Origin of the sequence: Neochlamydia sp. TUME1 (genome assembly GCF_000813645.1) — a bacterium.
Taxonomy (GTDB): Bacteria; Chlamydiota; Chlamydiia; order Chlamydiales; family Parachlamydiaceae; genus Neochlamydia.
Genome location: NZ_JRXI01000069.1, coordinates 1 through 26,559, shown reverse-complemented (window position 1 = coordinate 26,559; position 26,559 = coordinate 1). Strand labels below are relative to the sequence as shown.

Below are 26,559 nucleotides of genomic sequence, written 5' to 3'. Positions count from 1 at the left end.
CTTGGTTTGGCAAATGCCGCAGATTAAGTAAGGATTATGAGGCCTTGCCAAACACCAGCCAAGCGTTCCTCTACTTAGCTATGATACGTCTGATGGTAAGAAGAATAGCGCAATAAATTAATTCAGAGAATGTCTCTTAATCTAGCTAAATTTCTGATACAACTTGCACAACTTGGCGGCAAATATTTTTTCCTTGATCAAAGGTAATACAATCAGCAGCTTGGCTTAACGGCACCCATTGTACAGCTTTAATCTCTTCTTCCATTCTCTTCACTTCCCCTTCTACCTGAGCAATATAGTAAATAACAGTCTTATGAATGAGTACACCTTCAAATTTGAAGTAAAAGCTTTCTTCAAAAGTTTGATCAGATAGAAGCTTGCAAACCTTTAAACCGGTTTCTTCAAACAACTCTCTTTGAGCTGCTTCCCAAGCACTTTCTTGGGAATCAGGATGACCTTTAGGAAAACCCCAATGTCCCGCATGCGCTTGGACAAGCAGGACATGCCAGCCATCTTCAAGCTGAGCTAGGGGAACAATGCCGTAGGAATATTCTTTTTTCGTAGCCATCAGGGATGGTAAGCTCCTAGAACGATAGTGGCGTTATGACCGCCAAAGCCAAATGTATTGGAGATAGCAATGTTAATATCTTTTTTTTCCGCTACTGTCGGTATATGGAATTCTAGATCAGGTTCAGGATCTTCCAAGTTTATACTCGGATGAACCCATCCTGATTCAATCGCTTTGGCTGTAACGACAGCTTCCATCGCTCCTGCAGCACCTAAGCAATGTCCAATCATCGATTTAGTCGAATTCATGATGATTGAGCTAGGTTCTTTGAAAACTTTTTTTAAAGCACGCACTTCCGCCATATCGCCTGCAGGAGTCGAAGTACCATGAGCATTAATATAATCCACTTCCTCAGCTTTTATGCCTGCATCAGCTAAAGCATTACGTACACATAAAGCTACGCCTTCACTATCAGCGCGAGGCTCGGTAATGTGATAGGCATCACATGACATACCCCCTCCTAAATACTCCGCTATGATTGGAGCTCCTCGAGCTAAAGCATGCTCCAAACTTTCAATAATAAAAGTTCCTGCGCCCTCTCCCATTAAGAAACCATCACGGCCTCGGTCCCAGGGACGAGAGGCTTTTTCTGGTTCATCATTACGCTGGGACAAGGCTTTGCATGAGCAAAAACCTGATAAGCCCATCGGGATAATAGGAGCTTCAGAACCGCCACAGATCATTAAATCTGCCTCACCTTTGCGAATATGGTTAGCTGCAGCAATGATCGCATTGTTTCCCGTAGCACAGGCTGTTGAAACAGAATAATTAGGTCCCATAAAGCCTATATCCATGGCAAGCATTGCTCCACCCATGTTGGTAAGAATATAAGGCACAAAGAAAGGACTGACCCATCGCTGGCCTTTTTGTATGAGCGTCTGAACGCCTTGACAGTAGACATCCATTCCCCCCATACCAGAGCCAATAACTACACCACAACGCTCTTTATTAAGCTTTGCTATAATCTCAGGACTAAGCTGACTTGCTTCCAAAGCTTTTTTTCCTGCCACCATCGCATAAGCAATATTTTTATCAATGCGACGTGCTTGTTTTTTATCAATATAGTCACCAGATTCAAAATTCTTAATTGAGGCAGCTATGCGAGTAGGATAGTCTTCACAAGGAAAACTTGTAATCAAGGAAGCTCCACTTTTGCCGTCCAATAAAGATTGGTAATAATCATTTACCTCGTTACCAAAACAAGAGACGATACCCATACCAGTAATAACAATACGTTTTTTCTTCATGAAATGACTTAAACCTTCTAATTTTCCTTCACGTCAATGTGAAGATCCACAATTTTTGCTTGTTGCCATAGCTGCTCCAGCGCATATTTTTCTCGTAATTCTGGAATAAAAAGATGAATGATGATTTCCCCATAATCCATCACTAACCAATCAGGAGCTTTAATCCCCTCAATATGGAGAAGTTCATCTCCTTCTTGGATCATCACCTCTTCGATTGTTTTCGCTATGGATCTAACATGACGATCAATATTCCCTTCAGCGATCACATAGAAATCGGTCATCGTAGAAAGATCGCGAACATCTAAAGCGAGTATGTTAAAACCCTTTTTATCATAAATAGTTTGAGCGATTAAATCTAAATTTTTTAAAACAGTTTTTGACATATTCTTTTAAATTTTATTTTTGCCCTGGCCTAGACGAATATAAATGATTTTGGTATATGTAGTCTATCACTTTCGCAGGGACCAAATGGCCAATATACAATCCTTGTGAAACTCTTTCACGTATGCGGCTCGCGCTGATTTCCATCACGTAAGTAGAAGTCATTCCCGTTTGGAGCGCTGCACAAATCTCTGGATCTCCTTCCCAAATAATAGGTTGTTCTGAAGCATACCGTCGGCAGATAAGAGGTGTAGCTAACGTAAGGATCTCTTTAGCCTCCTTCCAATGAACAAAGCTGAAGGCAGTATCTTCACCCATAATTAAGTAAAATTTACTTGGATATGCTTCTTTTTTTTCCTCCTTAATAATTTCACGTAAAGTATCAATAGTATAAGAGGGTCCGGGACGCTCCAATTCATAAGGAATGATGCCAAAATAGGGAAGTTCCTGCAGAGCAATTTCTAGCATTTTAAGACGGTGATAAGCCAAAGTAGGTTCTGCGCCTAACTTGTCAGGATTGACTAACGCTGGGCAAAACCATATTTCATCGAGTTGATGAGCTTCCATGATTTCTATAGCAGTATTTAAATGTCCAAAATGAATAGGATCAAAAGTACCACCATATATTCCTACATGCTTATGAATACGCATTAAAGCTTACATCCCAAGGTTAATCTTGTAATATTGAAAGAGTTAAGGGTTTCCCTTATATTAGCGTTTTTATTCCTAAAGTATGTTTATGAGCTTGGTAGAGAAATAAATTTAATTTCTCCTTCTAGTTTTATCTGGCCAAACGCCCACACGCTCTAAAAAAGTATAAAAGTATGCCTTTTCCCATCAAGCTTTTTTAATATAACTATTAACATACGACTTCAAATTTTAAAATTATTTTATTTTTCATAGCAAAAAACGTTTTATTTTACCCTCTTGCCTGGGTATTAAAGTGCTAAATCATTTTGATGTTGCTAAAAGTCACCAAAGCCTGTTGGCTATTGACGGAAACATATCGGCGTAACTGTTAAGATCTCTTATCGCTATTAAAAAATTTACATACTTGTATAAGGCAATTCGCTGTAGGCTTTTTACTCTTTTTCCTTACTCTTATCAGGCCAATCGCTGTATTCTTACATTAAAAAGATAATGATACACTTTTGAGCTGCTCTTTATGCAATCGCCTGCTATATAAAAGCCCCTTCTTAAGTAGTGAGATAGCTTTTAGAGGGTTGGGTATGGAGGCTTAGTTTTTTAAAGCGTATGATAAAATGAACAAACGTTAATTTAAATAATTGGCCATTGATTTTGACGACACATGGCCTTTAAGCGTCGATCTGGGTTGACGCCCACGGGATTTCCAACTGCGTAAAGAAGGGGTAAATCTAAATAGCTATCTGTGTAAGCAGTCACATTAGCTTTAACGATTTGCAATTCTTTTAAAAGTAGCTCGAGAGCTTGAGCTTTTTGAGGGCCTTCCATTACCTGGGTAATATGAGTAAAATCACCCTCTTCATTTTTTTGATAAATCGTAGAACCCCATCTATCAACGCCTAGCCTCAACGCCACTTTTTCCACTAAAAAATTTGGTGAACTAGAAAATATGGCAGTATATGATCCTTCATTTTTAGCTTCTAATAGTTTTGAAAAGACGGGATGATAGATAAGCTTCTCCAGTTGCTGTGATAAAAATTTGGTGGCATGCTCATTAACAAGAGATACGGAAAGGCCATAAAAAAGCATTGAAAAGTAGATTCATGCAAGTTTTTTAGGCTAATGAGTCCAAGCTTGAACCTTAAATATAGGGAAGATAGGCGCATCATTCGGTAAAAAGGAAGGATCTTTTTCCGAAAAAGATAGATGCCAAAAGAGAGACTGCAATTTTTGCGAAGAAGTGTATGGTCGAGATCAAAAACAACTAAGCTATTTTTTCTTTTGGAACTGTACAATTTTGTTTTCAATTTCTTGAATGCCTTGGTTGATTTTTTCTAAGCGCTCTTTTTCAGACTTTATCAACTCATTATTATTCATGGCTTTCTCAAAATCTAAACCTGAAACTCCTCCAGCTTTGCGCAGAGACTCTAGCTGTGCTTTTATCGCTTGTCTACGTTCTTTTCTTTGTTTTAAAACCTCGCGCAGTTGCTCAATAGATTGACGATCATCCTCGGACAATGAAAGTAAAGCTTGTTCCTCTTTATCTGAAAGAACATCGGTGATTAAGCTACGTAAGGATTTATAAAGACGCTCGACCTCTTGCTTTTCAAATTTATTAAAAGAAGAATTTTGTATTTTCTGAGCAAGCTCATCTCTAGCTGTTGCTAGCTCTTGAGCTTCTAAAGAGCGAGCATTATTGCCAAGCTGTTCAATTTCATTTTTTACTTCTTCTATTTTAGCTTTGCGTTGCTTTTCTTTTTCTTGCTCATGTTGAAGGCGTACTTGCTCTTGTGCTTTCTGTTTTTCTAAAATTTGATCTTTTACGGCAAACATTTCGCTTCTTAGAGCTTTGATTTCATCTCTTCCCAGTTCAACATTTCTCATAAACTTAGAAATCTCATCTAAATGCTTATAAGCTTGATCATCCGATAATTCTGAAGACTCATATTGCTTTTTAAGCTCATGTATTTTGGCTTGAACCAGATAAAAATTTTGCTTAAAAGTAGCTTTTAGCTGGGCGCGTTCTTTTTTGCGTTCTTTTTCGGCTAATTTGATTTTATCCCAACATTCGCTAAGACGCATTCTCGTGTGGGTAAAGGCATGTGTGTTAAGGGTTAAAACCTTAGCAATTCCTTGCAGGTCTTTAATTTCTTCTCTTAATGCAAACAAAGAATCATCAAAGTTACCTTTAAAGCTATCTTCAATAAATGCTTCCACATCATCGCTAAAAGTTTGACTCACCTCTTTGATAAGCTCTTTCCTTAAAGGAAAAACTTGATCGCCTATTTCAGAAAGTCTTTGGAAAAACTTATTTTTTTGTCTTACACGCATGTCCGTTTTAATAAGTTCTTTGCGTAAAGCATTCACTCGGGAAGCTTGAACATTAAGCAAATTAAGTCTTTTTTGAGTGTCTTGATAAAATAGCGCTTTTACAGAAAGCCTTGTGGGGATAGGACCTAAGTCAGGATTGGCAATTTTAGTGACTTGCTCTTCAAACAGCTTTATATCGTTTTCTAAAGCTACGATTGCTATTTCAATTTGTTCGGCTGCAAAAGAGCTTTGTTCATCCAACATCTCTTTTAGACGGCGGGCTTCTTTGGAAAGCTCGCTATATTTTGTCCACAACTGGGTACGTACAAGGGGAGAGAGGTTTTCTTTAAAGAGTTGCAAGCAAATATTGCGCACTTCCCAAAAAGCTTTAAAATGTGGGGCCCCGCTTTGGGCTAAAGAACTTTCCATAAAATCTAAAGCATATTTAACCTTAGCGTCTACTTGAAGTAAATTTTCCATCTCTTGCATAAACTCATCGAGATGGGGATTATGTTTTTTTTTCTACCACAGGCTCTTCGCTAATTTCTTGCTCTGCCTCTTCTAAAGAAGGGATTGGTAGGCATAGTTCTTCGCCTTCTGGATTAACCGAGGATAGGAATTTCTCATCTTGATGAGGTGTCGTTTCTTGTATATTTTGATTTTTACTTTCTAAGTCGCTCATGGAAATTCTTAAAGATATATGTTTAATGGAATTTTAGAGCAAAATCATAGCTGATTTACCCTTTTCGGTAAAGCTCTTTAAAAAACAATAATAATTAGCAGCTTTCGAAATCTTTAGAAATAAGGTCGGCAATCATTTTCGTATCATAAAGATCCATATCAATCCAGTTAAACAAAGGTTCTTTGCCAAACCAGGTATGCTGACGTTTGGCATAGTTTCTAGAAGCTCGTTTAAAGGTCTCGACAAACTGAAGATAATCATCGGGCCTTTTAGCGCTTGCTAAATAAGCAATCGCTTGCTTATAGCCTATCGCTTGGGCTGCAGAGGAGTTAGCTAAAAGACCTTTTTTTAACAAACCTTGCACTTCTTCCAGCAAGCCACCTTCAATCATTTGATCGCAACGGTTTTCAATACGATGATATAAATGAGGCCTAGGCCGAAATAAAAACCAGCAACGAAAGTCATAATTTTGAAGTTTATGACGCCCCTTCCACGATAATTTGCTAACTTTTTCTCCAGTTAAAGTAATGATTTCCAAAGCACGCACAATCTTTTGCTTATCATTTTTTGTAATCCCACTGGCGTAATGTAGGTCTAGCTGTTGAAGGCGAGCATACAAGGCATCAGGACCTAGCCTATCATATTCTTCTTCTAAAGCTTGTCTAATTTCAGGAATAGAGGGAGGCCCCAGTGGAGGACCATAGAGCAAAGAATGAATATAAAAGCCCGCACCGCCTACTACAATAGGTACTTTGTCTCTATTGTGTATGCGCTGAAAAGCTTGACGTGCTTCATAGCAAAAATCTACTACATTGAAAGAGTCTGTCAAATGACAAATATCAATAAGGTGATGAGAAATCTGCTGCCGCTCTTCAATGGTAGGCTTAGCTGTGCCAATATCCATTCCTTTGTAGACTTGCATGGAGTCAGCTGAAACGATTTCTCCCTGGATCTTTCTTGCCAGCTGGAGAGCAAAATGAGACTTGCCGCAGCCAGTAGGACCGGCAATGATGATTACGCGCTTTTTATTTTGAGGAAGAGCAGTAGGAAGCTGCTTCTGAGCTTCAATAGCGAAATTTATAAAAATCTGTTCTATTTCTTCTTTTTCTAATGTTCCACAGGCCACTATCAAATACCTAAGCTTGGTCAAAGCATTGTTTTCATTGTTATTTAGATTTAACCCTTTTATTCAAAGTGTTAATTTTTAACCTATCTTTTAAATGGTGAAATTAAGCATATAAAACACCTTTTAAATAATTTCTTCCTCTGATAGTAGAAGCTAAAAAGCTCTCATAGTGTTCGAAGAAGATAGCTGACCGCTTCAAACTCTCGTCATCTTGTTTGTTATTTAATTAAAATATTTTCTCGCTTCCACTAAGAAGTAATCAAATAGTATTTATGGCTCTCTTCAATTTTATACCTACCTATTTGAGTTATTTTCCAGCTTAAATTCAATCATCTATCCATCTTGAAAAACATCAAAGGCTTTCTAAAATACAGTTTCTAGTCTTTTAAGATCATCATGCTTTCTTTCTTTTTTATATGAAGTAATTTTTTAAGACCTTTAGGAGGAGCTGGTTTTTCTTAAACACTTTTTCATTTATGGCTTCTTTCCAAAAACTGAGCTTTTACTTCTACAGGGTGCTTAATTAGCACTTTTTATTCTTTCCTTTAGGCCAATACATTTTGCAATTGCAGATGGTTTTTTATAAAAGCAAAGGCTGAATGGTCTAAATGATCTATACTAATTTCTTCTAGCTTCTTTTAGGGCGGTACCATCAACCACAGGCACTTTACTTCCTTGCTAGCATAGCAGATTCAAGCGTTGAAGCCGTAAGAACATCTGTTAAAAACCTGTTATCTCATGTGCAATGAAACTTAATTAAGGGTTAAAGGCAAAAGACCGAAAAGGAATCACTTTGTTTGAGGCTTGCATAAGAAGCCTAGGTTTGGATCATTTTTTTAGATGCACTTCATCGCAATGACCTTATACCGTTCAAAGAAACTACGTCTGTACAGTCTAAAGAAGAAAACACCTTTCTGAGGGCTCTTTTCCACTAAAAAGAGATTCTTATTAGGTTACGATTACATAAAAAGCTGCTTGAAAGCGTATGATTAAAAAGAAAAAGATTAAGTAAGAGAAAAAGCAATATTTTCTAAATATTTCATCCTTAATAAAAATTACTCAATAATTTCAACCCTAACGCGACGTCCAAGCCGAGCACAAATCATCATGGATATAGTACGTAAGGCTTTAATAGTATTTCCTTTCCTTCCTACAACTTTACCAATATCGTGAGGATTAACCCGCACTTCCACAATCATTCCTCGTTCCCCTTCATAGCAATTAACGTTGACATCATTAGGGGCGTCTACTAAATTTTTTACAATATATTCAACAAATTCTTTCATAGCTCTACAAATGTTTTTTATAGTTTTACAAGCTAGCATTTTTAGCATCAGAAAGAATTTAACTCAAGAAGTATCCAATTAAAGCGCTTATTCTACTCATCAAAACCTGGCGATAAAATAAATCTAAAACGTTGTTTCTTCCCTTAATCAAAAAGTAGCTAAGTAATTTTTTTAATCCTGTACCCCACATTCCGCAAGTTAATTTCCCTTGTCATCTAATTTCTGCCAAAAGGAACTAAAACCAGTAAAACATGTCTCATGCTATGGTTTAAATTAAGGATTAATTCTTTTATGCCTTCGTGGATAAGGCCTAGAGTAAAACCTAATCCATTAATTATCATTAGCTTAACGCTTCTCCTGTGATCCTAATCGCTCTGAAATCTGAAGAAACCACCTGGACTATCATAATCCCTTGTGCAATTTTGTTACCCATTGCAAAAACAATGTTAAGGTGACCTAAGACCCGTGCTACTATACTTTTCCATCGTTTATGTTCTCACTTTCTTTGCTTTGAAAAGAACAAGATTAGCCTTTTCTAAAAAAACTTAAAACAATTTCCAGTATCAATAAAAATAATATCCGGGAATCGCTACAACCTGCGGAATGCGGGATTGATCATTCTCGCACAAAAGCCCGGCACCATCAAACCAATGAAATCTGCGAAAGGTTTCATCAGGCAATCCAGAACGAATTTTATGCCCTAGCTTTTAGGAAGAAAGTGTTTAAAAATGTTGGAGAATTACAAGGGGATGTGGATAAATGGATGAATGAGTATAATAACGAGAGAACACATACAGGAAAGTATTGTTTTGGCAAGACGCCTTTACAAACATTGTTAGATGCCAAGCATCTTGCGCAAGAAAAGATGTTAGATAAGTTACAACTGACGGAAATAGTACCTGCCAGGAAACTCATGTTTGTCATGTCAAGTACTATCTAGGGTTACAATAAATCGATAAAGCAAAATGCTAGTCTCGTGAGCTCACCCGCCAAAATCGTTCGCTCTCAACTAAATTATATTTTAGCATCTCTTATCGTTTATTGCAAACTTGCATTTCTTAAAATTAAAACTTCGTTAAATCACTCTGATCAAAAATATAAGCTAATCCTTAAAGCCAACCAGATGGCCTATCAAGAATTGCATAATTTGCAGAAGAATCCTATGTATGCGTAAGTTGATTTCTTAAAAAAGAAGCTTGGAATCGCCCTTTGAACCCTTGAGCATAGAAATCCTTAATTTTGAACTAAGTGTTAATTTCGGCAAGGAAAACTTAAAGTTTCCTCTTGCTTCCTTGCTTCTAGCATAAGCAAATCTTAAGATTATCTAGCAAACAACATTAAAATTTTTATTTAAGGGAATTACTGATATTTTTAAATATCCGTTGACAGAATATGAAAATTCCAAGAAAAATGCGCAAGCAAGGAGCCAGGCTTATTAAAGTGTAAGCAAAGCCAAAATCTAATAAGAGGGGGTAAATTTATAACTATGAAAAGCCAACGTATGCATTCCCTAATTTTTCCTGCCTTTGATAAGGTTGAGGAAACTCCTATGTATTATAGCTTAGATACGGCAGCATGCACAGAAATAGCCTTAAAGATATTCAAAGAATTAAAACTACAAGACTTATGCCGAGCAGGCATGACATGTAAAGAATGGAAGCAGCTTATTGACAATAGTAGCTTGCCAGAAGAAGCTGCCAAGCTAGCTCTAAAAATGGCTGTTAAAAAGAAAGCCCCTATCCAAGAAAGCTTTTGCATAGAAAAACTGGGAGATATTTATCTAAAGAAAGGCGTAACAGAAACGCTTCTGCAAGCCGTAGGGCTTTATAATTATGCTTTGCGTCTCTCAGTAGAGGGCCATCAGGAAGTTCTTAAAAAAAAGCTTGCAAAAGTCCAAGCCACACTCAGTAAATTATGCGAGGGAAAACCTTTAGATTTTACCTCAATGCTAAGTGAATTTGAGAACAATCGCCAATCCTTAAAAAGTTTTAGGAGCAAAATCGATTATAGGATACAAACGCTGCCAGAAAATCCTTCTCCCGAGGAAGTAAAAGAGCTTTATTATGAGATTGCTAAAAGAATAAAAACTTTCTTTAGGCATCTTGCGATGCAAGCATTCAAGACCCTAGGGCCAGCCCCTTGTAAATACTCTATGATAGGCTTTGGTTCCCTAGCTAGAGAAGAGATGACTCCTTATTCTGACTTAGAATTCGGCATTCTTATACAAGATGATACTATAGGCAATAGAAAATATTTTAAATACCTTACTACTTTAATTCACTTGAAAATTATTAATTTGGGAGAAACAATTCTTCCTGCTTTGAACATTCCTTGCTTAAAAGCAATAGGCTTTTTCGATGGCATTACGCCACGGGGCTTTGCCTTCGATGGTGAAGGAGCGGAAGGAAAAGGCTGCAAAACGCCTTTTGGTAATCGCCAAACATTCGAGCTTATTCAAACACCGGAAAAGATGGCTCAATATCTTGCTAAAGATGAGCAGGGAAAATGTTGGCATCGGAAAGAGCCTCATCTTCCTCTAGAACTTCTAACTTTTACACATCTGCTAGGAAATACTGAGCTAACCGAACAATACCGGCAAAGAATCCAAGAAAACCTTAATATTCCTTATCAAGAAGGCCTTAATTTTACTCTTCGTCAGTACCTAGCTAAATGTCACCTAATTCTAGAGGATATGGCGAATTTTGATCCGGCAACAGACGACTCAGAAAGGGAAGGGATGCTTTTTAGAGTAAAAAATGATTTTTATCGCTTTCCTCATCTAGCCTTGGACAGGCTAGCCCTCCTCAAAGAAGTAAAAGCAGCAGATACTTTTAACAGGATTGATCAGTTAAATGAGCAAAAGTTTATAACGGACAGCGCAGCTACAAAGCTAAAAGAGTGGATGAGTATAGCGTTATTTATGCGGCTTAAGACTTACTCTCATTATCAATCACAAAAGGAGATAATGAATCCTCTTATCAAACCATTCAAATTTGACGAGCCTGCACTTATTCAAAAACAATTTGCTTTAGATCAGCAATTGTTAGAGAAGATAAGAAAGATTTACAGCATTTTTATCCCCTTCTATCAGATATTTCAAAAATTTTTGTTTGAAGATGAAGACAGTTTTAAACTTTCAGATTTAGGGGATGACTCAGCAGAAACTCAAGGTAATATAGCCTTAAGGCTTTTTCAGCTAGAGCAGGCAAAAAGTTGCTTTATATTAGCAAAAAATGAAAATCCTAAAAATACTCGCATATTAAATAAACTTGGAATAATCTATTTTAAACAAAAAAATTTAGAGCAAGCTGCTGAGCATTTCAAGGAAGCTCTAGACATTGAACTTGAGCTTTCCGAGGAAAAACTTCCGAATATGGCATGCCTTTACAGCAATCTGGGGCGAATCTACAAGGAACACGGGAATTTAGAACAAGCTATGGAGTATACCAAGCAAGCGCTCGCCATTAACATTAAGTTGGGGGGGGAAGATGATTCCCACGTAGCCTCCTGCTACGATCAGCTGGGATCAATCTACCTAGCTCAAGGGAATTTAAAGCAGGCAGCAAAGCATGCCAAGCAAGCGCTAGCCACTGACCTTAAGTATTTTGGAGAAAATAGCGTTAAAGTGGCAATTCGTTATAACAATCTAGGGCAAATTTATGATGCAAAAGGGAATTTAAAGCAGGCCGCTAAGTATACCAAGCAATCTTTCGCCATTGACATTCAGCTTTTTGGGGAAAATCATCCCGTAGTGGCACTTCATTATAACAATCTGGGGCAAATCTATCAGAAAAAAGGGGATTTAGAACGGGCCACCAATTATATTAAGCAAGCGCTCGTAATTAACATTAAGTTTTTTGGGGAAAATCATCACAATGTGGTAGAGGTTTATATTCTTTTGGGGCAAATCTATCAGAAAAAAGGGGATTTAGAAAGGGCCGCCAATTATATTAAGCAAGCGCTAGCCATTGAACTTGGGCTTTTTGAGAAAAATCTTCCCGTAATGGCAAAAATTTACAACGAGCTGGGGCAAATCTACCACGAGCAAGGGAACTTAAAGCAAGCCTTTAAGTATACCAAGCAAGCCCTAGCTATTAAAATCAAGCTTTTCGGTGAAAATAACCCAGCTGTGGGAGCGACTTACAACAATTTGGGGATGATCTACAAAGAACGCGGGAATCTAGAGCATGCTGTTAAGTATACCAAGCAAGCGCTCGCCATTGACATTCAGCTTTTTGGGGAAAATAATCCCTCGGTGGCAAGAGATTGCAACAATCTGGGAATGATCTACCAAGACCAAAAAAATTTAGAGCAGGCTGCTAAATATATTCAGCAATCGCTAGCAGTTTGCCTTAAGCTTTTCGGGGAAAATCATCCCGATGTGGCAAAAATTTACAACAATCTAGGACTAATCTACCACGAGCAAGGCAATTTAGGCAAAGCAGCAGAATATAGCAACAAAGCGCTTGCCATTAACCTTAAGCTTTTTGGTGAAAATCATCTTGATGTGGTAAAAAATTACCATAATCTAGGGATGCTTTACAAAGACCAAGAAAATTTGGATCAAGCTCTTAAGCATGCAAAGCGAGCTCTCGACATTGGCCTTAAGCTTTTTGGTGAAAATAATCCTACTGTGGCAAAAATTTACCATAATCTGGGGATGCTTTACAAAGACCAAGGAAAATTAGGGCAGGCTGCTAAGTATATCAAGAAATCGCTAGCTATTGGCCTTAAGCTTTTTGATGAAAACCATCCCAATGTGGCATAAAGCTATAACAATTTGGGACAAATCTACAAAGAGCAAGGAAATTTAGAGCAAGCTCTTAAGCACGTAAAGCGAGCTCTCGACATTGGCCTTAAGCTTTTTGGGGAAAATCATTCTTCAGTTATTAAAAATTACTACAACTTAGGACAAATTTACCATGATCAAGGAGTTTTAAATAAAGCGATTCTATATACTAAGAAATCCATCGCAACAAGCCTTAGATATCATGGTGCAGATGATCTATATGTATTAAAAGGTTATTGCACTCTAATGACAATTTACCGAAGGCAAGGAAAATTAGAGCAGGCTACTAAATGCTTTTTAATTTCCAGGAAAATTATCCAGTCGCGAAAAAGCTAGGCAAATAGCTTTGCGATATATATCCGTGATTTCTCACCCCATTTCAGAATAATAGAATTTTTGGTAAGGAGGCCCTAAGCATCTAAGGATAATTCTATGGCGTTCTTTCAAATTGGTAAAAGGTGGTCAAGGTCTTTGCTGCTATGCTCTTCCATTGTTTATATCCTATCTTTCTTTACTTTGAGAGGAACAGGATTAGTTTTTTCTTAAAAAAACCCTAAGGTAATTTTTCAAAATTAGCAAAAGATAAGTATACAATCAATGTTGTAACCGGCGAAATGTGGGCTATACTACATTTTCTTAGAATTTTGTAGGGCGGCAAGATAGAACAATTTACCTTTTGAGCTCTCAATTACTTCTTCAGCAGCAATTAAAGAGCAGGGCTTTTTATGTAGGCGAGCGCAGGGATACGTAAATCTACAACTAGGGGTTTAAACCTTAATAATTTTTCTGCCTCCCCTCCTTGTGCATCTTCCATATGGTATTTTAATAAAGGGCGTAGTTGCAGATAATTGGCTAATTCTTGTCGATAATTGTCTACACTCAACCGCAATATATGCGAGGCTATCCCTTTGACAAGCTTTCCTGCCTGATCTGTTTTTTCCACCTGTTCATCAAGGATAGCCACAATTTGCCTTTTACCTTTGCTATCTGCAAAAGCCTGCGAGACATCAACACGAGATAGGTAAGAATATTCCGAGCAACAATGGGTTGAAAGCAGATCAATTAGATAAAGGGCAAGCTTGCATTTAATTTCTTGGAGAGGTTTTCCCCAACTCAAAGGTGAAGCATCTGTTATTCCTAAGTATATTTCTGGTAGCTTTTTAGGAGTAAAAAAAGGCTTAAAGGGAAAAGTCACACCTTCCCGATCAATCACAGTGTTATGATAATCTAACAGATAAGCAAAAGGCTTCCTTAACTCGTAATCAACATAAATAGTTCCTGGAAGAATTTTTTTTACATAGGGATGGGTAATCAAAGGAGAATTTAAAAGTTTTTGCTGAGCTGCTTGGGTATTAAAGCGAAAGATATTCGTTGGCTGATCAATAGATAGGTTAAGAAGCTCTGCAAGATAAGCTGTTTTCAGAGGTTCTTTATCAGGAGTAGTTTGCGCAATAGCTACAATGTTATACTGCGAATTATATAAGCGCTGTCTTTTTATATATTTATAATAAATCAAACCTACAAAAGCAGATCCGGAAATGGCTAGAGTAAAAAGCATAATCCATAAACAAGCTGTACGTATGGAAAGCTTCTCTTGTTTTTTTCTCATAAGAATTTTTAACCTAAAGGAATGAAGATGGTAGAAGCACTCTGGTGGTAAGATCACTCCCCTCTTTTGATAAACATAAAATTCAGGACTATTTTTGCTAGCTCCTCGCTCAGCCAGATCATATCATTTTTTCTCACTTCCTGCAAAGATGCTCTCGCATAAGTAATTAAATGAAAAGATGTAGTTAGGCATCCCTAAAAGCTTTAGCGCTGCCTACATAAAATAGCATCTCTTCGTTTTCTTTCAAGCGCGAGTATAATTAAGCGATTGAATAGCTCCTCTCCCCCCATTCCATTTAGCTGGCATATCATAGGATAAAGGCTAAGAGAAGTAAATCCTGGGATAGGGTTAATTTCGTTTAGCCAAAATTTTTCATTAGCATCAAGAAAAAAATCTACGCGTGCCATTCCTGTCCCTCCAATTGCTTGATAGGCAGCTGAAGCTAGCTCTATCCCCTCCCTATTTTTTTCGGGTGATAAAGAAGCTTGAGGAATGGTTTTCATACTGTTTGCCCCATATTTAGATTGAAAATCGTAAACATGGCCTTGAGAAAACACTTCACCAGGAGGGAACACTTCTGCATTTTCGTTACCTAAAACTGCAAATTCTATTTCCCTAAAATCTGTAAGCCCTTCCTCTACTATTAATTTAAAGTCATATTGAAAAGCTTCCTGGATAGCAGAATATAAGCTATCAGCATGCGTGACTTTTTGTACGCCGATCGTTGATCCTAAATGCACAGGCTTTATAAAAAGCGGAAAATTTAATTTATTTTGAATCGACTGAATAATTGAGGTACTATCTGTTTTCCACTTTTTATAGGTGAGTTCTACAAAAGGCAAGGTAGTTATCTGATGAGCTTGCATAAGATGTTTGGTATGAGCTTTGTCCATAGCGATAGCCGCATAGACATGATCAGGGCCTATATAAGCTTTGTCGAGAATTTCAAAAAAACCTTGAATGGTTCCATCTTCGCCATAAGGACCGTGCAAAATAGGCACAAACAGATCGCACTCCATTAATTGACCAAAGACACTTGCCTCTATACAGGGAATAGTTTTTGCAGCTGCTAGCTCCTGCATGCGCTTTTTAAGCGCCTGCATATTATTATCTTCTGCAAGCCACTGTCCCTGCTTTGTTATACCAAAATACTTAATCTCATAAAGCTCTAGTGATACATATTTACAAATATGGCTAGCCGATAAAAATGAGACCTCATGCTCTACTGAGCGCCCTCCAAAGACCAGCCCCACTTTAAGCTTACGTGGCGCTCGTTGCCCGAATAATTCGAGCAGCTCGTGAGAAAGCTTAGTAATATCGCCGGCTCCCATAGAAACAACAATATCATGTGGATGAACAAAATCAAAAAGTAGAGAGGCTAGATCGTACCGCTGCACCGCATGAATTTTTTTTATTCCTTTAGCCTCTATTTCCTTGATAATTTCTATTGAAGAAACCCCCTCTATAGGTGCTTCGCCGGCAGCATATATCTCCGTGATAAATACCTCATCAGCTTCATCGAAAACATCTTTGTATAATCCCAAGCAATCTTGAGTACGGGAGTAACGATGCGGTTGGAAAACAGCAATCAGGCGCCGTCCTCCTGCAGCTTGATGTATACCTTCTAGGGTGGCTTTTATCTCTGTTGGATGGTGAGCATAATCGTCAAGCATTAAAATATGATGCTTCTCGCCCTTTTTTTCGCAGCGACGCTTAATACCACCGAACGAAAGAAAAGCTGCACGGATTCTATTTTCTGGAATCCCTAAGCTTAAAGCTAGGCCTAGCACTGCCGCAGCATTAAGAGCATTATGACGTCCTACCATTGGCAACTGAATAGAAGAATAATGACAATTTTTAAAATCTACGTCAAAAGAGATTTCCCATCCTTTTTGAGAAAAGTTACTAACTTGTAGCTCACAATGGCTGCCAAATCCATAGCAAACACCCTGAGGCTTTAAAGTAAGAAGATGCTTATCGTCCCCACACCAAAAAAGATGCTCCGATGTTTCCACTTTGCTTAAAAATTGGCTAAAAGCCTTAATTAAGCTCTCCATATTGCCAAAGTAATTAAGATGATCGGCATCAATATTAGTGATAATGCCTCCATAAGAATGATACTTAAGAAAGGTGCCATCACTTTCATCAGCTTCGGCTATAAAATATTTCCCTTCCCCATGTCCAGCATTTGAATTAGAAGGAGAAAGCATTCCTCCCACCGCATAGGAAGGATCCAAGCCTGCCTGCATGATTACCCAGGCTAAAAGAGCCGAGGTAGTAGTTTTACCATGCGTTCCTGCCACCGTTAAAGTTTTCTGCTCCCGCATTAAGTACAAGAGCAGGTCAGAACGATGAAGCATTAAGCACCCCTGCTGTAAAGCAGCATAATATTCTGGATTATCAGCCTTAATATCTGAGCTGTAGATGACAGCGGCATGAGCAGGAACTTGATGAGCCGCATGGCCGATAAATATTTTAGCTCCATTTTTGGACAATTCTTCCGTTACATAGTTGGCTTGCATGTCGCTGCCAGTTACAACCATCTTCTTTTTTAAAAGAATACGTGCTAAACCGCTCATGCCGATGCCACCGATGCCAATAAAATGAAAGTGCTTTACCTCTGAAATCATAGGTGGAGCGCCTCCAAAATAAGCGTATAAAACTCTTTAGGCCGGTGGTTGATCTTGTAATTTTGCATCGCTTGGCTCATCTTTTTCCTTTTTTCTAGGGTAAGAGATTCTATTTCACCCGCTAAATCAAAAGCATTTAATTCCTTTTCTTGGCACCTTAAAGCTCCCCCTACTTTTTCTACTAGAAAAGCCGCATTTTTTTCCTGATGGTTATCGGTAGCATAAGGATAAGGAATTAATATCCCAGGTACCTCAAACTCCATCTGCTCAGCAATGCTACCTGCCCCTGCACGGGTAATGGAGATATCTGCCGCCTGCCATGCTAACTCCATATGGTTCTCAAAAGGTTTGACGCAAGCCTTAATGCCTGCTTTTTGATATTCTTCTCTTAAAAATTGAGAAGTAGAAGCATCGCCTGTTAAATGAATAATCTGCCATTGCTCTTTAGCATGCTTTAAGTGCTGAACCAAAGCTTCGCTAACCAAATTATTCAGATTTAAAGCTCCTTGTGAGCCTCCAAAAGCTAAAATAGTATCTCGCTCTTTCTCTAGCCCAAAGAATTCACGTGCTTTAGAGGAAGAGCTACCTCCCTTATAATATTCTGGACGCAATGGCATACCCACTTCATAAGTTTTTCCTCCTAAAAAACCTGCCGTATCAGGAAAATGGATGCCTACAAAGGAAGCATACTTTGCCAAACAACGATTAACTTTTCCGGGAACACTATTAGCTTCATGAAGGATGAAAGGGATTTCTTTAGCTTTGGCAGCTAGAAGCATAGGCAAGGTATAATAGCTTCCAAATCCTGCTACCATATCAGGACGGTATTCATTAATGATTTTGCAGCTTTGCTTTATACCCTTTAAAATCTTGTAAGAAGCTTTTAAAGTTTCCCAAGGAGATTTATTTATAAAAGTAGCACACGAGATCGCCTGGTAGCGGAAGAGATCTTTATCAAAATAGGGGTTAATATCAAGATTTCCGCCTACATACAAAAGTTCAAGAGAGCCATCTGCTACCATAAGCTGCTTGCCTAAAGCAATAGCAGGATAAATATGGCCTCCCGTACCCCCTGCAGTAATAATAATTCTTTTACCCATCTTCCGCTCCTGCCATTAAAGGTGTCTACTATTACAAAACTGGGATTTCTAATTCCAGCGAATGATAAGAAATCTGTTCCAAGGAAGAAGAATGACTTTAAATAGACAAAAATAGAGGCGTTTTCATCTGTATGTTAACCGCTCAGTAATAAACTATATTTTAAAGCAATAAACATATTTTTTTTGTAGGCAAAGAATGACTAAACATTCTCTTACTTCCCTTAAATTAAAAAAATTCAATGAAAAGCAAGATTGCAAAAGATTTATGCCAAGAAATAAATCATTTATACTAAATAGCATCTGCTTAAAAATTATGCAAAAAAATTATAATAGTTGCTTTTTTAAGTTTATTTTTATATGAAAGGTAAAATTATTTTTTACAACCCTCTTGAAAATATATGGAATGGATGTAAAAGGTCATAACTAGCTCTTCCTACGCATTGAAATACAAGCCAACTTAAAAGAAGGATAAACAAATGAATGTAGAGAACGTACACAAGTCTACCCTCTTATCCATTGAAAACACCCCCATTCCTATAGCAAAAGATAATACTTTTGACCCTTCTAGTCCCTTGGCTACTCTACCTTTAAAAATTTTCAGACAGATTTTTCATTCTTTTAGCAGTTTAACTGAAGACGAATTAAGAAAAATCCTTGATGCAAGAAGCTGTGCCCGTGTGTTTAAACAACACATGCCTAATAATGTCAATTTTTTGCAGCTTTATCAGCCTAAGAAACTACAATCCTATCTTGACAAGCTTTCTAATTATTTAGATAAAAACCTCTTTTCTATTGGCGAAGACAATACATCTTTATCAATAGATAGGCTAGAAGAGGATTACACCCAAGTCTTAAAAGTTGCTGTCCAAAAAGAAGATTCTACCCAGACAAGATTTTGCATTGAAAAATTAGGTGATATCCATTTAATCAAAGGAAAAATGCAAGCCCTTCTTCAAGCTGCAGGGCTTTATAATTATGCTCTACATAATGCCTCTTTAGACGAGCAAGCAATTATTAAAGAAAAGCTATCAAAAGTCGAAATTTTGCTTAGTAAGGCTTGCAAAGGAGAAGATGTAAATGTTCCTAAAACCAAAAAGCAATTTGAAAATAATCGCGAAGGATTAAAAAAATTTAGGGATGAAATAGAAGAGAAAATCCAAATTCTCGGCTCAGATCCTTCTCCTGAAGAAGTTCGAGACCTATTTGGTAAGATTACTCAACAGATAAAAATTCTTTTTAGAAACCTTGCAATACAAGTTTTTGATACTTTAGGAACTCCACCCTGCGAATATGCAATGATAGGCTTTGGTTCTTTAGCTAGAGAAGAGTTAACCCCTTACTCCGATTTAGAGTTTGGCATTCTTATACAAGAAGATACTTTTGCAAATAGAGATTATTTCAAGCGCCTAACAAATCTTCTTCACTTAAAAGTGATTAACTTAGGCGAAACGATTCTACCTGCTTTAAATATTCCCTGCATAAAAGAGGCTAATTTTTTCGATAGCCTTACGCCTAGAGGCCTTGCCTTTGATGGTGAAGGAGCGAAAGGTAAAGGTTGTAAAACTCCTTTTGGAAATCGCCAGACATTTGAGCTTATCCAAACTCCTGAAAAAATGGCTCAATATGTTGGTAAGGATGAAAAAGGCCAGTGGTGGCATGAAAAAGAGCCCCATCTTCCTATGGAATTACTAAACCATACTCATTTACTAGGCAATGGGGAGTTAACTAAAGCTTATGATGAGAAAATTCGAGAGGTGCTTGATATGACCTATCAAGGAAGCCTGGATCTGCGCCAGTATTTAGCTAAAGAGCACCTTGCGCTAGCTGATATGGAAACTTTTAATCCGGGAATGGGTGATTTTGGCAAGCATGGGATGCTTTTTCGAGTTAAAAATGATTTTTATCGGTTTCCTCATTTAGCTATTGACCGGCTAGCTCTTCTTAAAAAAGTAACAGTTCCCAACACTTTTACTAGGATTGACAAGCTAGGTGAGCTAGGGATTATAACACAAGGAGCTACTGAAAAGTTAAAGGATTGGATGAGCCTAGCATTATTTATGCGTCTTAAAACTTATTCTCATTATCGAGCGCAAAAAGAAATGATGAATCCTCTCCTCAAGCCCTTTGGATTTGAGGATCCAAATCTTATTAAACAGCAGTTTGCTTTAGATCATAAAAGTTTAAAATGGATAAAAAAGATCTACCGGATCTTTATTCCTTTTTACCAAGCCATTGAAGAATTTTTAGCAGGCAATGAAGACGAACTTAAATCGTCTGATTTGGAGGATAACTCACCAGAGACGCAAGGGGATATACACCGTAGACTTTCTCAACATAAAAAAGCGGAGAAGAGGTATCTTCTAGCAACAAAAGCAAATCCACACAACTCAAAAGTGTTAGGTGCCCTCGGAGACATTTACCGTCAGCAAGGCGATTTAAATAGGGCATTAGAATATAGCGCTAAAGCACTTGCTATTGACCTTGAGCTGTTTGGTGAAAATCATGCCGCAGTGGCAATTTGTTATAACAATTTAGGAGCAATCTACCTAGAACAAGGCAATTTAGATAAAGCGGCTAAGCATGCTGAGAGAGCTCTTGCTATTGATCTTAAGCTTTTTGGTAAAAATCATTCTACTGTAGCAAGTTGTTACAACAACCTAGCACAAATCTACCAAAGACAAGACAACTTCGATAAAGCGTTAAGATATAGCCACAAAGCGCTTGCTATTAAACTTGAGCTTTTTGATGAAAATTATCGTACCGTGGCAATTAGCTACAACAATCTGGCAGCAATCTGCCAAGAACAAGGCAACTTAGACAAAGCGGCTGAGCACGCTGAGAAAGCTCTTGCTATTGACCTTAAGCTGTTTGGCGAAAATCATTCTACCGTGGCAAGTAATTACAACAATCTAGGGAGAATCTTTCAAAAACAAGGCAACTTAGATAAAGCAATAGAATATAGCCACAAAGCGCTTGCTATTAACCTTAATCTTTATGATGAAAATCATCCTACCGTGGCAACGCATTATAACAATCTGGGACAAATCTACAAAGAACAAGGCAACTTAGACAAAGCGGCTGGGTATGCTAAGAAAGCACTTGCTATTAATCTTAAGTTGTTTGGTGAGAATCATCCCACCACGGCTATTAGTTACAACAACTTAGGAATAACCTACCAAGAGCAAGGCAACTTAAACAAAGGGATAGAATATAGCCACAAAGCTTTTGCTATTAACCTTAAGCTTTTTGATGAAAATCATTCCACCTTGGCAATTAGCTACAACAATCTGGCAGCAATCTACCAAGAACATGGCAACTTAGACAAAGCGGCTGAGCACGTTGAGAAAGCTCTTGCTATTGACCTTAAGCTGTTTGGTGAAAATCATCCTACCGTAGCAAGTTATTGCAATAACCTAGGACAAATCTACAAAGAACAAGGCAAATTAGACAAAGCGGCTGAGTATGCTAAGAAAGCACTTGCTATTAATCTTAGGCTGTTTGGTGAAAACCATTCCAACGTGGCAACAAATTACGGCAACCTAGGAGCAATCTACCGAGAGCAAGGCAATTTAGGGCAAGCGGTAAAATATAGCCACAATGCGCTTGTTGTTGACCTTAAGCTGTTTGGTGAAAATAATCCTAAAGTGGCAAGAGATTACAACTATCTGGGAATAATTTACCAAGAGCTAGGTAATTTAGACAAAGCAGCAGAGTATATTAGCAAAGCGCTCGCCATTAATCTTGAGCTTTTTGGTGAAAATCATTCCACCGTGGCAACAAATTATAGCAATCTGGGACAAATCTACAAAGGCCAAGGCAAATTAGACAAAGCGGCTGAGTATGCCAACAAAGCCTTTGCCATTAACTTTAAATTTTATGGTGATAATCATCCCCATGTGGCAACCGATTACAATAGCCTAGGAACGATATACCAAAGCCAAGGCAAATTAGACAAAGCGGCTGAGTATGCCAACAAAGCCTTTGCCATTAACTTTAAATTTTATGGTGATAATCATCCCCATGTGGCAACCGATTACTATAACCTAGGAACAATATACCAAGACCAAGGCAATTTAGATAAGGCGAAAGAGTATACCAACAAAGCGCTTGTTATTAACCTTAAGCTTTTTGGTGAAAATCATCCTGGTGTGGCAACTTCTTACAATAATTTAGGCCAAATTTGCCACGGTCAGGGCAATCTAAGACAGGCTTTAAAATATACTGAAAAGGCCCTTGCCATTCGCCTTAAGCTTTTTGGCGAAAATCATCCTAATGTAGCAAACTCTTACAACAATTTAGGCCAAATCTATCAAAAGCAAGGCAATTTTGACAAGGCGGCTGAGCATACCAAGAAAGCACTCGAAATTAATATTAGACGTTGCGGCATAAAACATCCTACAGTGGCATTAGGTTATAATGCTCTAGGGTCAATCTATCAGAAACAAGGAAATTTAGAGAAAGCCGCTAAGTGCATCAATCAAGCGCTCAATATGAATACTAAGCTATTAGGTGAAAATAATATCAAAGTAAGGCGTCTTTACAGCAAGCTGGCACAAATATACAAAGCACAAGGAAATTCAAAAAAGGCAGCTGAATATACAAAAAAAGCGCAGAGCATTAAGCTTAAGCCGTAAGGAAAAATCATACCCAGGGTCTTCAGATCTTTTAAGATATTTAAGTTAACCTCTAATACATTTTTAGACAGCACTTTATGCAATCATATGCTCAATAAGATTACATTATTAAGCGAAAAGAGACCGTGTAGAGAGATAAATCCCGCTTTGAGATTATAAACATAGTTTTTTCAACTCGTAGTATTTTTAATTTTTCTTGAAAAGTATTATTCAAATGGATAGGAAAGCTATAAGAAATGCTAATCACCTGCAGCGATGCATGTAACCTTAAAAAAAGGCTAAACTCATGAACTTTGGAAGCTCCTCGATCACCCCTTTCATATTTACTGCGTTTAAGAAACTAGCAAAAGAAAAGCCTTATCGGGAGCTAGGCCCGTATGAAGAAATTAGCTTAAAGATTTTCAAGGAACTAGGCCAGCAAGATTTATCTAATGCAAGAAGTGTTTGTAAAGAATGGAAGCAACTAATTGAAGAAACTGAGGAATGGAAAAAAATCTATTCAAGAATATTTGAGCGTAAAAAACTTGAAGAAAATCAAAATACAGGAGATATATCATCTCTGTTAAGTCTTTCTTCTAATCAATGGGATCACCATCAAATAGCCAAATCCTTGTGGCATAACCCTACCGCTATCATTGATGACTCAATCGTAGCCAAAGTAAATACTGCTGCCAATTATCTAAGCAGAGAAGGCTTTAAATTAAAAGGTGTGCCAAGTGACGGTGATTGCTTTTTTAGTGCTTTTTTAGGAAGCTATAACTGTCTTTCTAGGGAAATACCTTTGCTAGATGGAAGCCCTGATAAAGTTTTTTATTTAAGGCAAGTACTCTCAGACGTTGTTAAATACACGAACAATGAAAGAGCTGAAAAAATAAAAGGAAAAAGAACTTGGATAAGTGGATTGGGCGAAGGAGACCTATTAGCCACAGCCTTATCAATCCCTATTAGATTGGTGACACTTAACGAAGAACAGCTGGCTTGCGGTATTCATGATAGACTAATTTTTCCTAAAGCAAGCTCATCTACGGAAGATAATTCCCAAGAATGGAAAACTATTTCTCCGGGAGAAAGACCTGAAGAATATATCCTTATTGTTGATCTAGGTGGCCATTTTGTCTATGCACAAAAGTTTTTAGGACAAGATAACCCTCTCTTTTTAAATCAAACAGCTTCCCCTACTGACCGTTTTAGCAAGAGCCGTTATCTTTATCCTCATGATAAAGCTAGCAGGGTAGCTAAAACAGGTGAAAATAAAAAATTTTTAACAACCAGGCAAAATTTTAATAAGAGGGATAAAAATGATACATTCGACCCATCTAGTCCTCTAACTACCCTACCTTTAGAAATTTTCCAACAAATTTTTCATTCTTTTAGCAAATTAACTGAAGACGAATTAAGAAAAGTCCTTGATGCAAGAAGCTGTGCTCAAGTGTTTAAACAACTCATACCTGGTAATATTAAATTGTTGCAACTCTATCAACCTAAGAAGCTACAATCCTATCTTGATAAGCTTGCAAAATATTTAGATAAAAAACTCTTTTCTATCGGCGAGGACAATACATTTTTATTAATAGATAGGCTAGAAGAAGATTACACACAAGTCTTAAAAGTTGCTGTCCAAAAAGAAGATTCTGTCCAGGCAAGATTCTGCATTGAAAAATTAGGTGATATCCATTTAATCAAAGGAACGACGCAAACGCTCCTTCAAGCTGCAGGACTTTATAATTACGCTCTACATAATGCTTCTTTAGACGAGCAAGCAATTATTAAAGAAAAGCTATCAAAAGCCGAAATTTTGCTTAGTAAGGCTTGCAAAGGAAAACCTGTAGATATTCCTACAACCAAAAAGCAATTTGAAAATAATCGCAAAGGATTAAAAAAATTTAGGAATGAAATAGAAGAGAAAATCCAAGCTCTCGGCTCAGATCCTTCATCTGAGGAAGTCCGAGAACTGTATGGTGAGATTACTCAACAGATAAAATTCTTTTTTAGACGCCTTGCAATACAAGTTTTTGACATTTTAGGGCCCCAACCCTGCGAATATGCCATGATAGGGTTTGGCTCTCTAGCTAGAGAAGAGATGACCCCCTACTCCGATTTAGAGTTTGGTATTCTTATGCAAGAAGACACTGGAAAAAATAGAGAATATTTTAAGTATTTTACAACCCTTCTTCATTTAAAAGTAATCAATTTAGGGGAAACCATCCTGCCTGCTTTGGATATTCCTTGCATAAGAAAGGCTAATTTCTTCGATAGCGTTACACCCAGAGGCTTTGCCTTCGATGGGGAAGGAGTACAAGGTAAAGGCTGTAAAACGCCTTTTGGAAATCGCCAGACATTTGAGCTCATCCAACCCCCTAACAAGATGGCGGAATATATTGCACAGGACGAAAAAGGGAAATGGTGGCATGAGAAAGAGCCTCATCTTCCCATGGAATTGCTAACTTTTACTCATCTGCTAGGCAATCTTGTATTAACTAAGGAATATAGCGAAGTCCTCAAAAAAAAACTTGATATTTCTTACCAAGAAGGATTCTCCCTTCGACAGCACTTATCCAAGCAACACCTTGTGCTAGATGATATGATAGCCTTTAACCCAGGAATGGCTGATTTACAAAAGGAGGGTATGCTTTTCCAAGTTAAAAATGATTTTTATCGTTTTCCTCACCTGGCATTAGATAGATTAGCGCTTCTTAAAAATGTAGAGGCCTCGGACACTTTTACTAGAATTGATAAACTAAACATGCTAGGAGTAGTAGCAGATAGTGCAGCTGATAAGTTAAAAGATTGGATGAGTATAGCGCTATTTATGCGCCTTAAAACCTACTCTCATTATCAAGCGCAACAGCATATGATGAATCCTTTGATCAAGCCTTTTGGATTTGATGATCCAGACCTTATTAAAAAACAGTTTGCTTTAGAGCAGGAAGCCCTAAAAAAAATAAAAAAGATTTATTGTATCTTCATTCCTTTCCATCAAGCTATTCAAGAATTCTTAGCCGGTCATGAAGACAGACTTAAGTCTTCTAATTTAGAAGATAACTCACCTGAGACGCAAGGTAATATAGCCCGCAGACTTTTTCAGCATAAAAAAGCAGAAGAATGGTATCTTCTAGCAGAAAACGATAACCCAAATAATGCTGAGGTTTTAAATGCCCTGGGAATCATTTACCTTGATCAAGGCAATTTAGATAAAGCAGCCGAATATAGCATTAAAGCTCTTGCCATTAACCTTGACCTATATGGAGAAACTTACCCTACGGTGGCAAGAGACTACAGCAACTTAGGATTAATATACAAAGCGCAAGGCAATTTAGATAAAGCAACAGAGTACAATATTAAAGCGCTTACAATTAAACTTAAGGTTTTTGGTGAAAATCATCCTACCGTAGCAATTTGTTACAATAACCTAGGAACCCTCTATCGTGCCCAAGGCAATTTGGACAAAGCAGCGGAGCATAGCAACAAAGCGCTTGCTGTTAACGTTAAAAATTACGGAGAAAATCATCCTGCCGTAGCAACAAATTATAACAATCTGGGACAAATTTATCA

Annotated in this window: 16 protein-coding genes and 2 pseudogenes; 6 read left to right on the top strand and 12 right to left on the bottom strand. The window is 37.7% G+C overall.

All coding sequences use genetic code 11. The features are described 5' to 3' along the window. Nucleotides 1-116, top strand: a pseudogene (locus tag DB41_RS11585) (IS5/IS1182 family transposase); the annotation flags it as partial. 29 nt (nucleotides 117-145) lie between these two features. Here the strand turns inward: DB41_RS11585 and DB41_RS03040 are convergent. From DB41_RS03040 to DB41_RS03005, 9 genes are all read right to left on the bottom strand, one after another. Then, nucleotides 146-568: a bis(5'-nucleosyl)-tetraphosphatase gene (locus tag DB41_RS03040; RefSeq protein ID WP_039384134.1), complete on the bottom strand. Its 423-nt coding sequence runs from the start codon at nucleotides 566-568 to the stop codon at nucleotides 146-148. Next, on the bottom strand, nucleotides 568-1,815 hold the full coding sequence (gene fabF / locus DB41_RS03035; RefSeq protein ID WP_039384131.1) for a beta-ketoacyl-ACP synthase II: 1,248 nt from the start codon (nucleotides 1,813-1,815) through the stop codon (nucleotides 568-570). The genes DB41_RS03040 and fabF overlap by 1 nt, the downstream gene beginning before the upstream one ends. A gap of 17 nt (nucleotides 1,816-1,832) precedes the next feature. Next, entirely contained in the window at nucleotides 1,833-2,198 is a 366-nt protein-coding gene (rsfS, locus tag DB41_RS03030) for a ribosome silencing factor (RefSeq protein ID WP_039384129.1), read from the bottom strand. Between the two features lie 13 nt (nucleotides 2,199-2,211). After that, the gene (gene nadD / locus DB41_RS03025; protein ID WP_052243837.1) at nucleotides 2,212-2,847 is read right to left on the bottom strand and encodes a nicotinate-nucleotide adenylyltransferase; all 636 of its coding nucleotides are present in this window, start codon (nucleotides 2,845-2,847) and stop codon (nucleotides 2,212-2,214) included. Between the two features lie 627 nt (nucleotides 2,848-3,474). Next, complete coding sequence (locus DB41_RS03020; protein ID WP_052243836.1) at nucleotides 3,475-3,930, bottom strand: HAD family phosphatase; 456 nt, start codon at nucleotides 3,928-3,930, stop codon at nucleotides 3,475-3,477. Nucleotides 3,931-4,110: 180 nt separating this feature from the next. Further along, on the bottom strand, nucleotides 4,111-5,631 hold the full coding sequence (locus DB41_RS03015) for a hypothetical protein (protein WP_155117556.1): 1,521 nt from the start codon (nucleotides 5,629-5,631) through the stop codon (nucleotides 4,111-4,113). A 28-nt stretch (nucleotides 5,632-5,659) separates the two neighbouring features. After that, the gene (locus DB41_RS11580) at nucleotides 5,660-5,833 is read right to left on the bottom strand and encodes a hypothetical protein (protein ID WP_155117555.1); all 174 of its coding nucleotides are present in this window, start codon (nucleotides 5,831-5,833) and stop codon (nucleotides 5,660-5,662) included. 94 nt (nucleotides 5,834-5,927) lie between these two features. Beyond that, a complete protein-coding gene (miaA, locus tag DB41_RS03010) occupies nucleotides 5,928-6,983 on the bottom strand; it encodes a tRNA (adenosine(37)-N6)-dimethylallyltransferase MiaA (RefSeq protein WP_238578409.1) in 1,056 nt (351 codons plus the stop codon). 1,031 nt (nucleotides 6,984-8,014) lie between these two features. Next, nucleotides 8,015-8,245, bottom strand: coding sequence for a KH domain-containing protein (locus DB41_RS03005; RefSeq protein WP_039384138.1), 231 nt, complete (start codon nucleotides 8,243-8,245; stop codon nucleotides 8,015-8,017). 610 nt (nucleotides 8,246-8,855) lie between these two features. On the opposite strand from DB41_RS03005, the pseudogene DB41_RS12200 reads away from it, so the two are divergent. The 3 genes and pseudogenes from DB41_RS12200 to DB41_RS02985 form a co-directional block, all read left to right on the top strand. Continuing rightward, nucleotides 8,856-9,185: pseudogene (locus DB41_RS12200) on the top strand (integrase core domain-containing protein); the annotation flags it as partial. A gap of 561 nt (nucleotides 9,186-9,746) precedes the next feature. Beyond that, nucleotides 9,747-13,013, top strand: coding sequence for a tetratricopeptide repeat protein (locus DB41_RS02990; RefSeq protein ID WP_238578408.1), 3,267 nt, complete (start codon nucleotides 9,747-9,749; stop codon nucleotides 13,011-13,013). A gap of 12 nt (nucleotides 13,014-13,025) precedes the next feature. Continuing rightward, the gene (locus DB41_RS02985) at nucleotides 13,026-13,370 is read left to right on the top strand and encodes a tetratricopeptide repeat protein (protein ID WP_039384120.1); all 345 of its coding nucleotides are present in this window, start codon (nucleotides 13,026-13,028) and stop codon (nucleotides 13,368-13,370) included. A 370-nt stretch (nucleotides 13,371-13,740) separates the two neighbouring features. On the opposite strand, the gene DB41_RS02980 is transcribed toward DB41_RS02985, so the two are convergent. The 3 genes from DB41_RS02980 to murG form a co-directional block, all read right to left on the bottom strand. Continuing rightward, nucleotides 13,741-14,643 carry a cell division protein FtsQ/DivIB gene (locus DB41_RS02980; protein WP_039384118.1) on the bottom strand — a complete coding sequence of 301 codons (903 nt, stop codon included), beginning with the start codon at nucleotides 14,641-14,643 and terminating at the stop codon, nucleotides 13,741-13,743. A gap of 203 nt (nucleotides 14,644-14,846) precedes the next feature. Further along, nucleotides 14,847-17,273, bottom strand: coding sequence for a UDP-N-acetylmuramate--L-alanine ligase (murC, locus tag DB41_RS02975; RefSeq protein ID WP_039384117.1), 2,427 nt, complete (start codon nucleotides 17,271-17,273; stop codon nucleotides 14,847-14,849). Continuing rightward, nucleotides 17,270-18,373 (bottom strand): undecaprenyldiphospho-muramoylpentapeptide beta-N-acetylglucosaminyltransferase, encoded by a 1,104-nt coding sequence (murG, locus tag DB41_RS02970; RefSeq protein ID WP_039384114.1) that lies wholly within the window; start codon nucleotides 18,371-18,373, stop codon nucleotides 17,270-17,272. The genes murC and murG overlap by 4 nt, the downstream gene beginning before the upstream one ends. A gap of 476 nt (nucleotides 18,374-18,849) precedes the next feature. On the opposite strand from murG, the gene DB41_RS02965 reads away from it, so the two are divergent. After that, the gene (locus DB41_RS02965; protein WP_039384112.1) at nucleotides 18,850-23,007 is read left to right on the top strand and encodes a tetratricopeptide repeat protein; all 4,158 of its coding nucleotides are present in this window, start codon (nucleotides 18,850-18,852) and stop codon (nucleotides 23,005-23,007) included. Nucleotides 23,008-23,293: 286 nt separating this feature from the next. Further along, nucleotides 23,294-26,559: tetratricopeptide repeat protein (locus DB41_RS02960; protein WP_039384109.1), on the top strand; the 3,266-nt coding region annotated here is incomplete at its 3' end.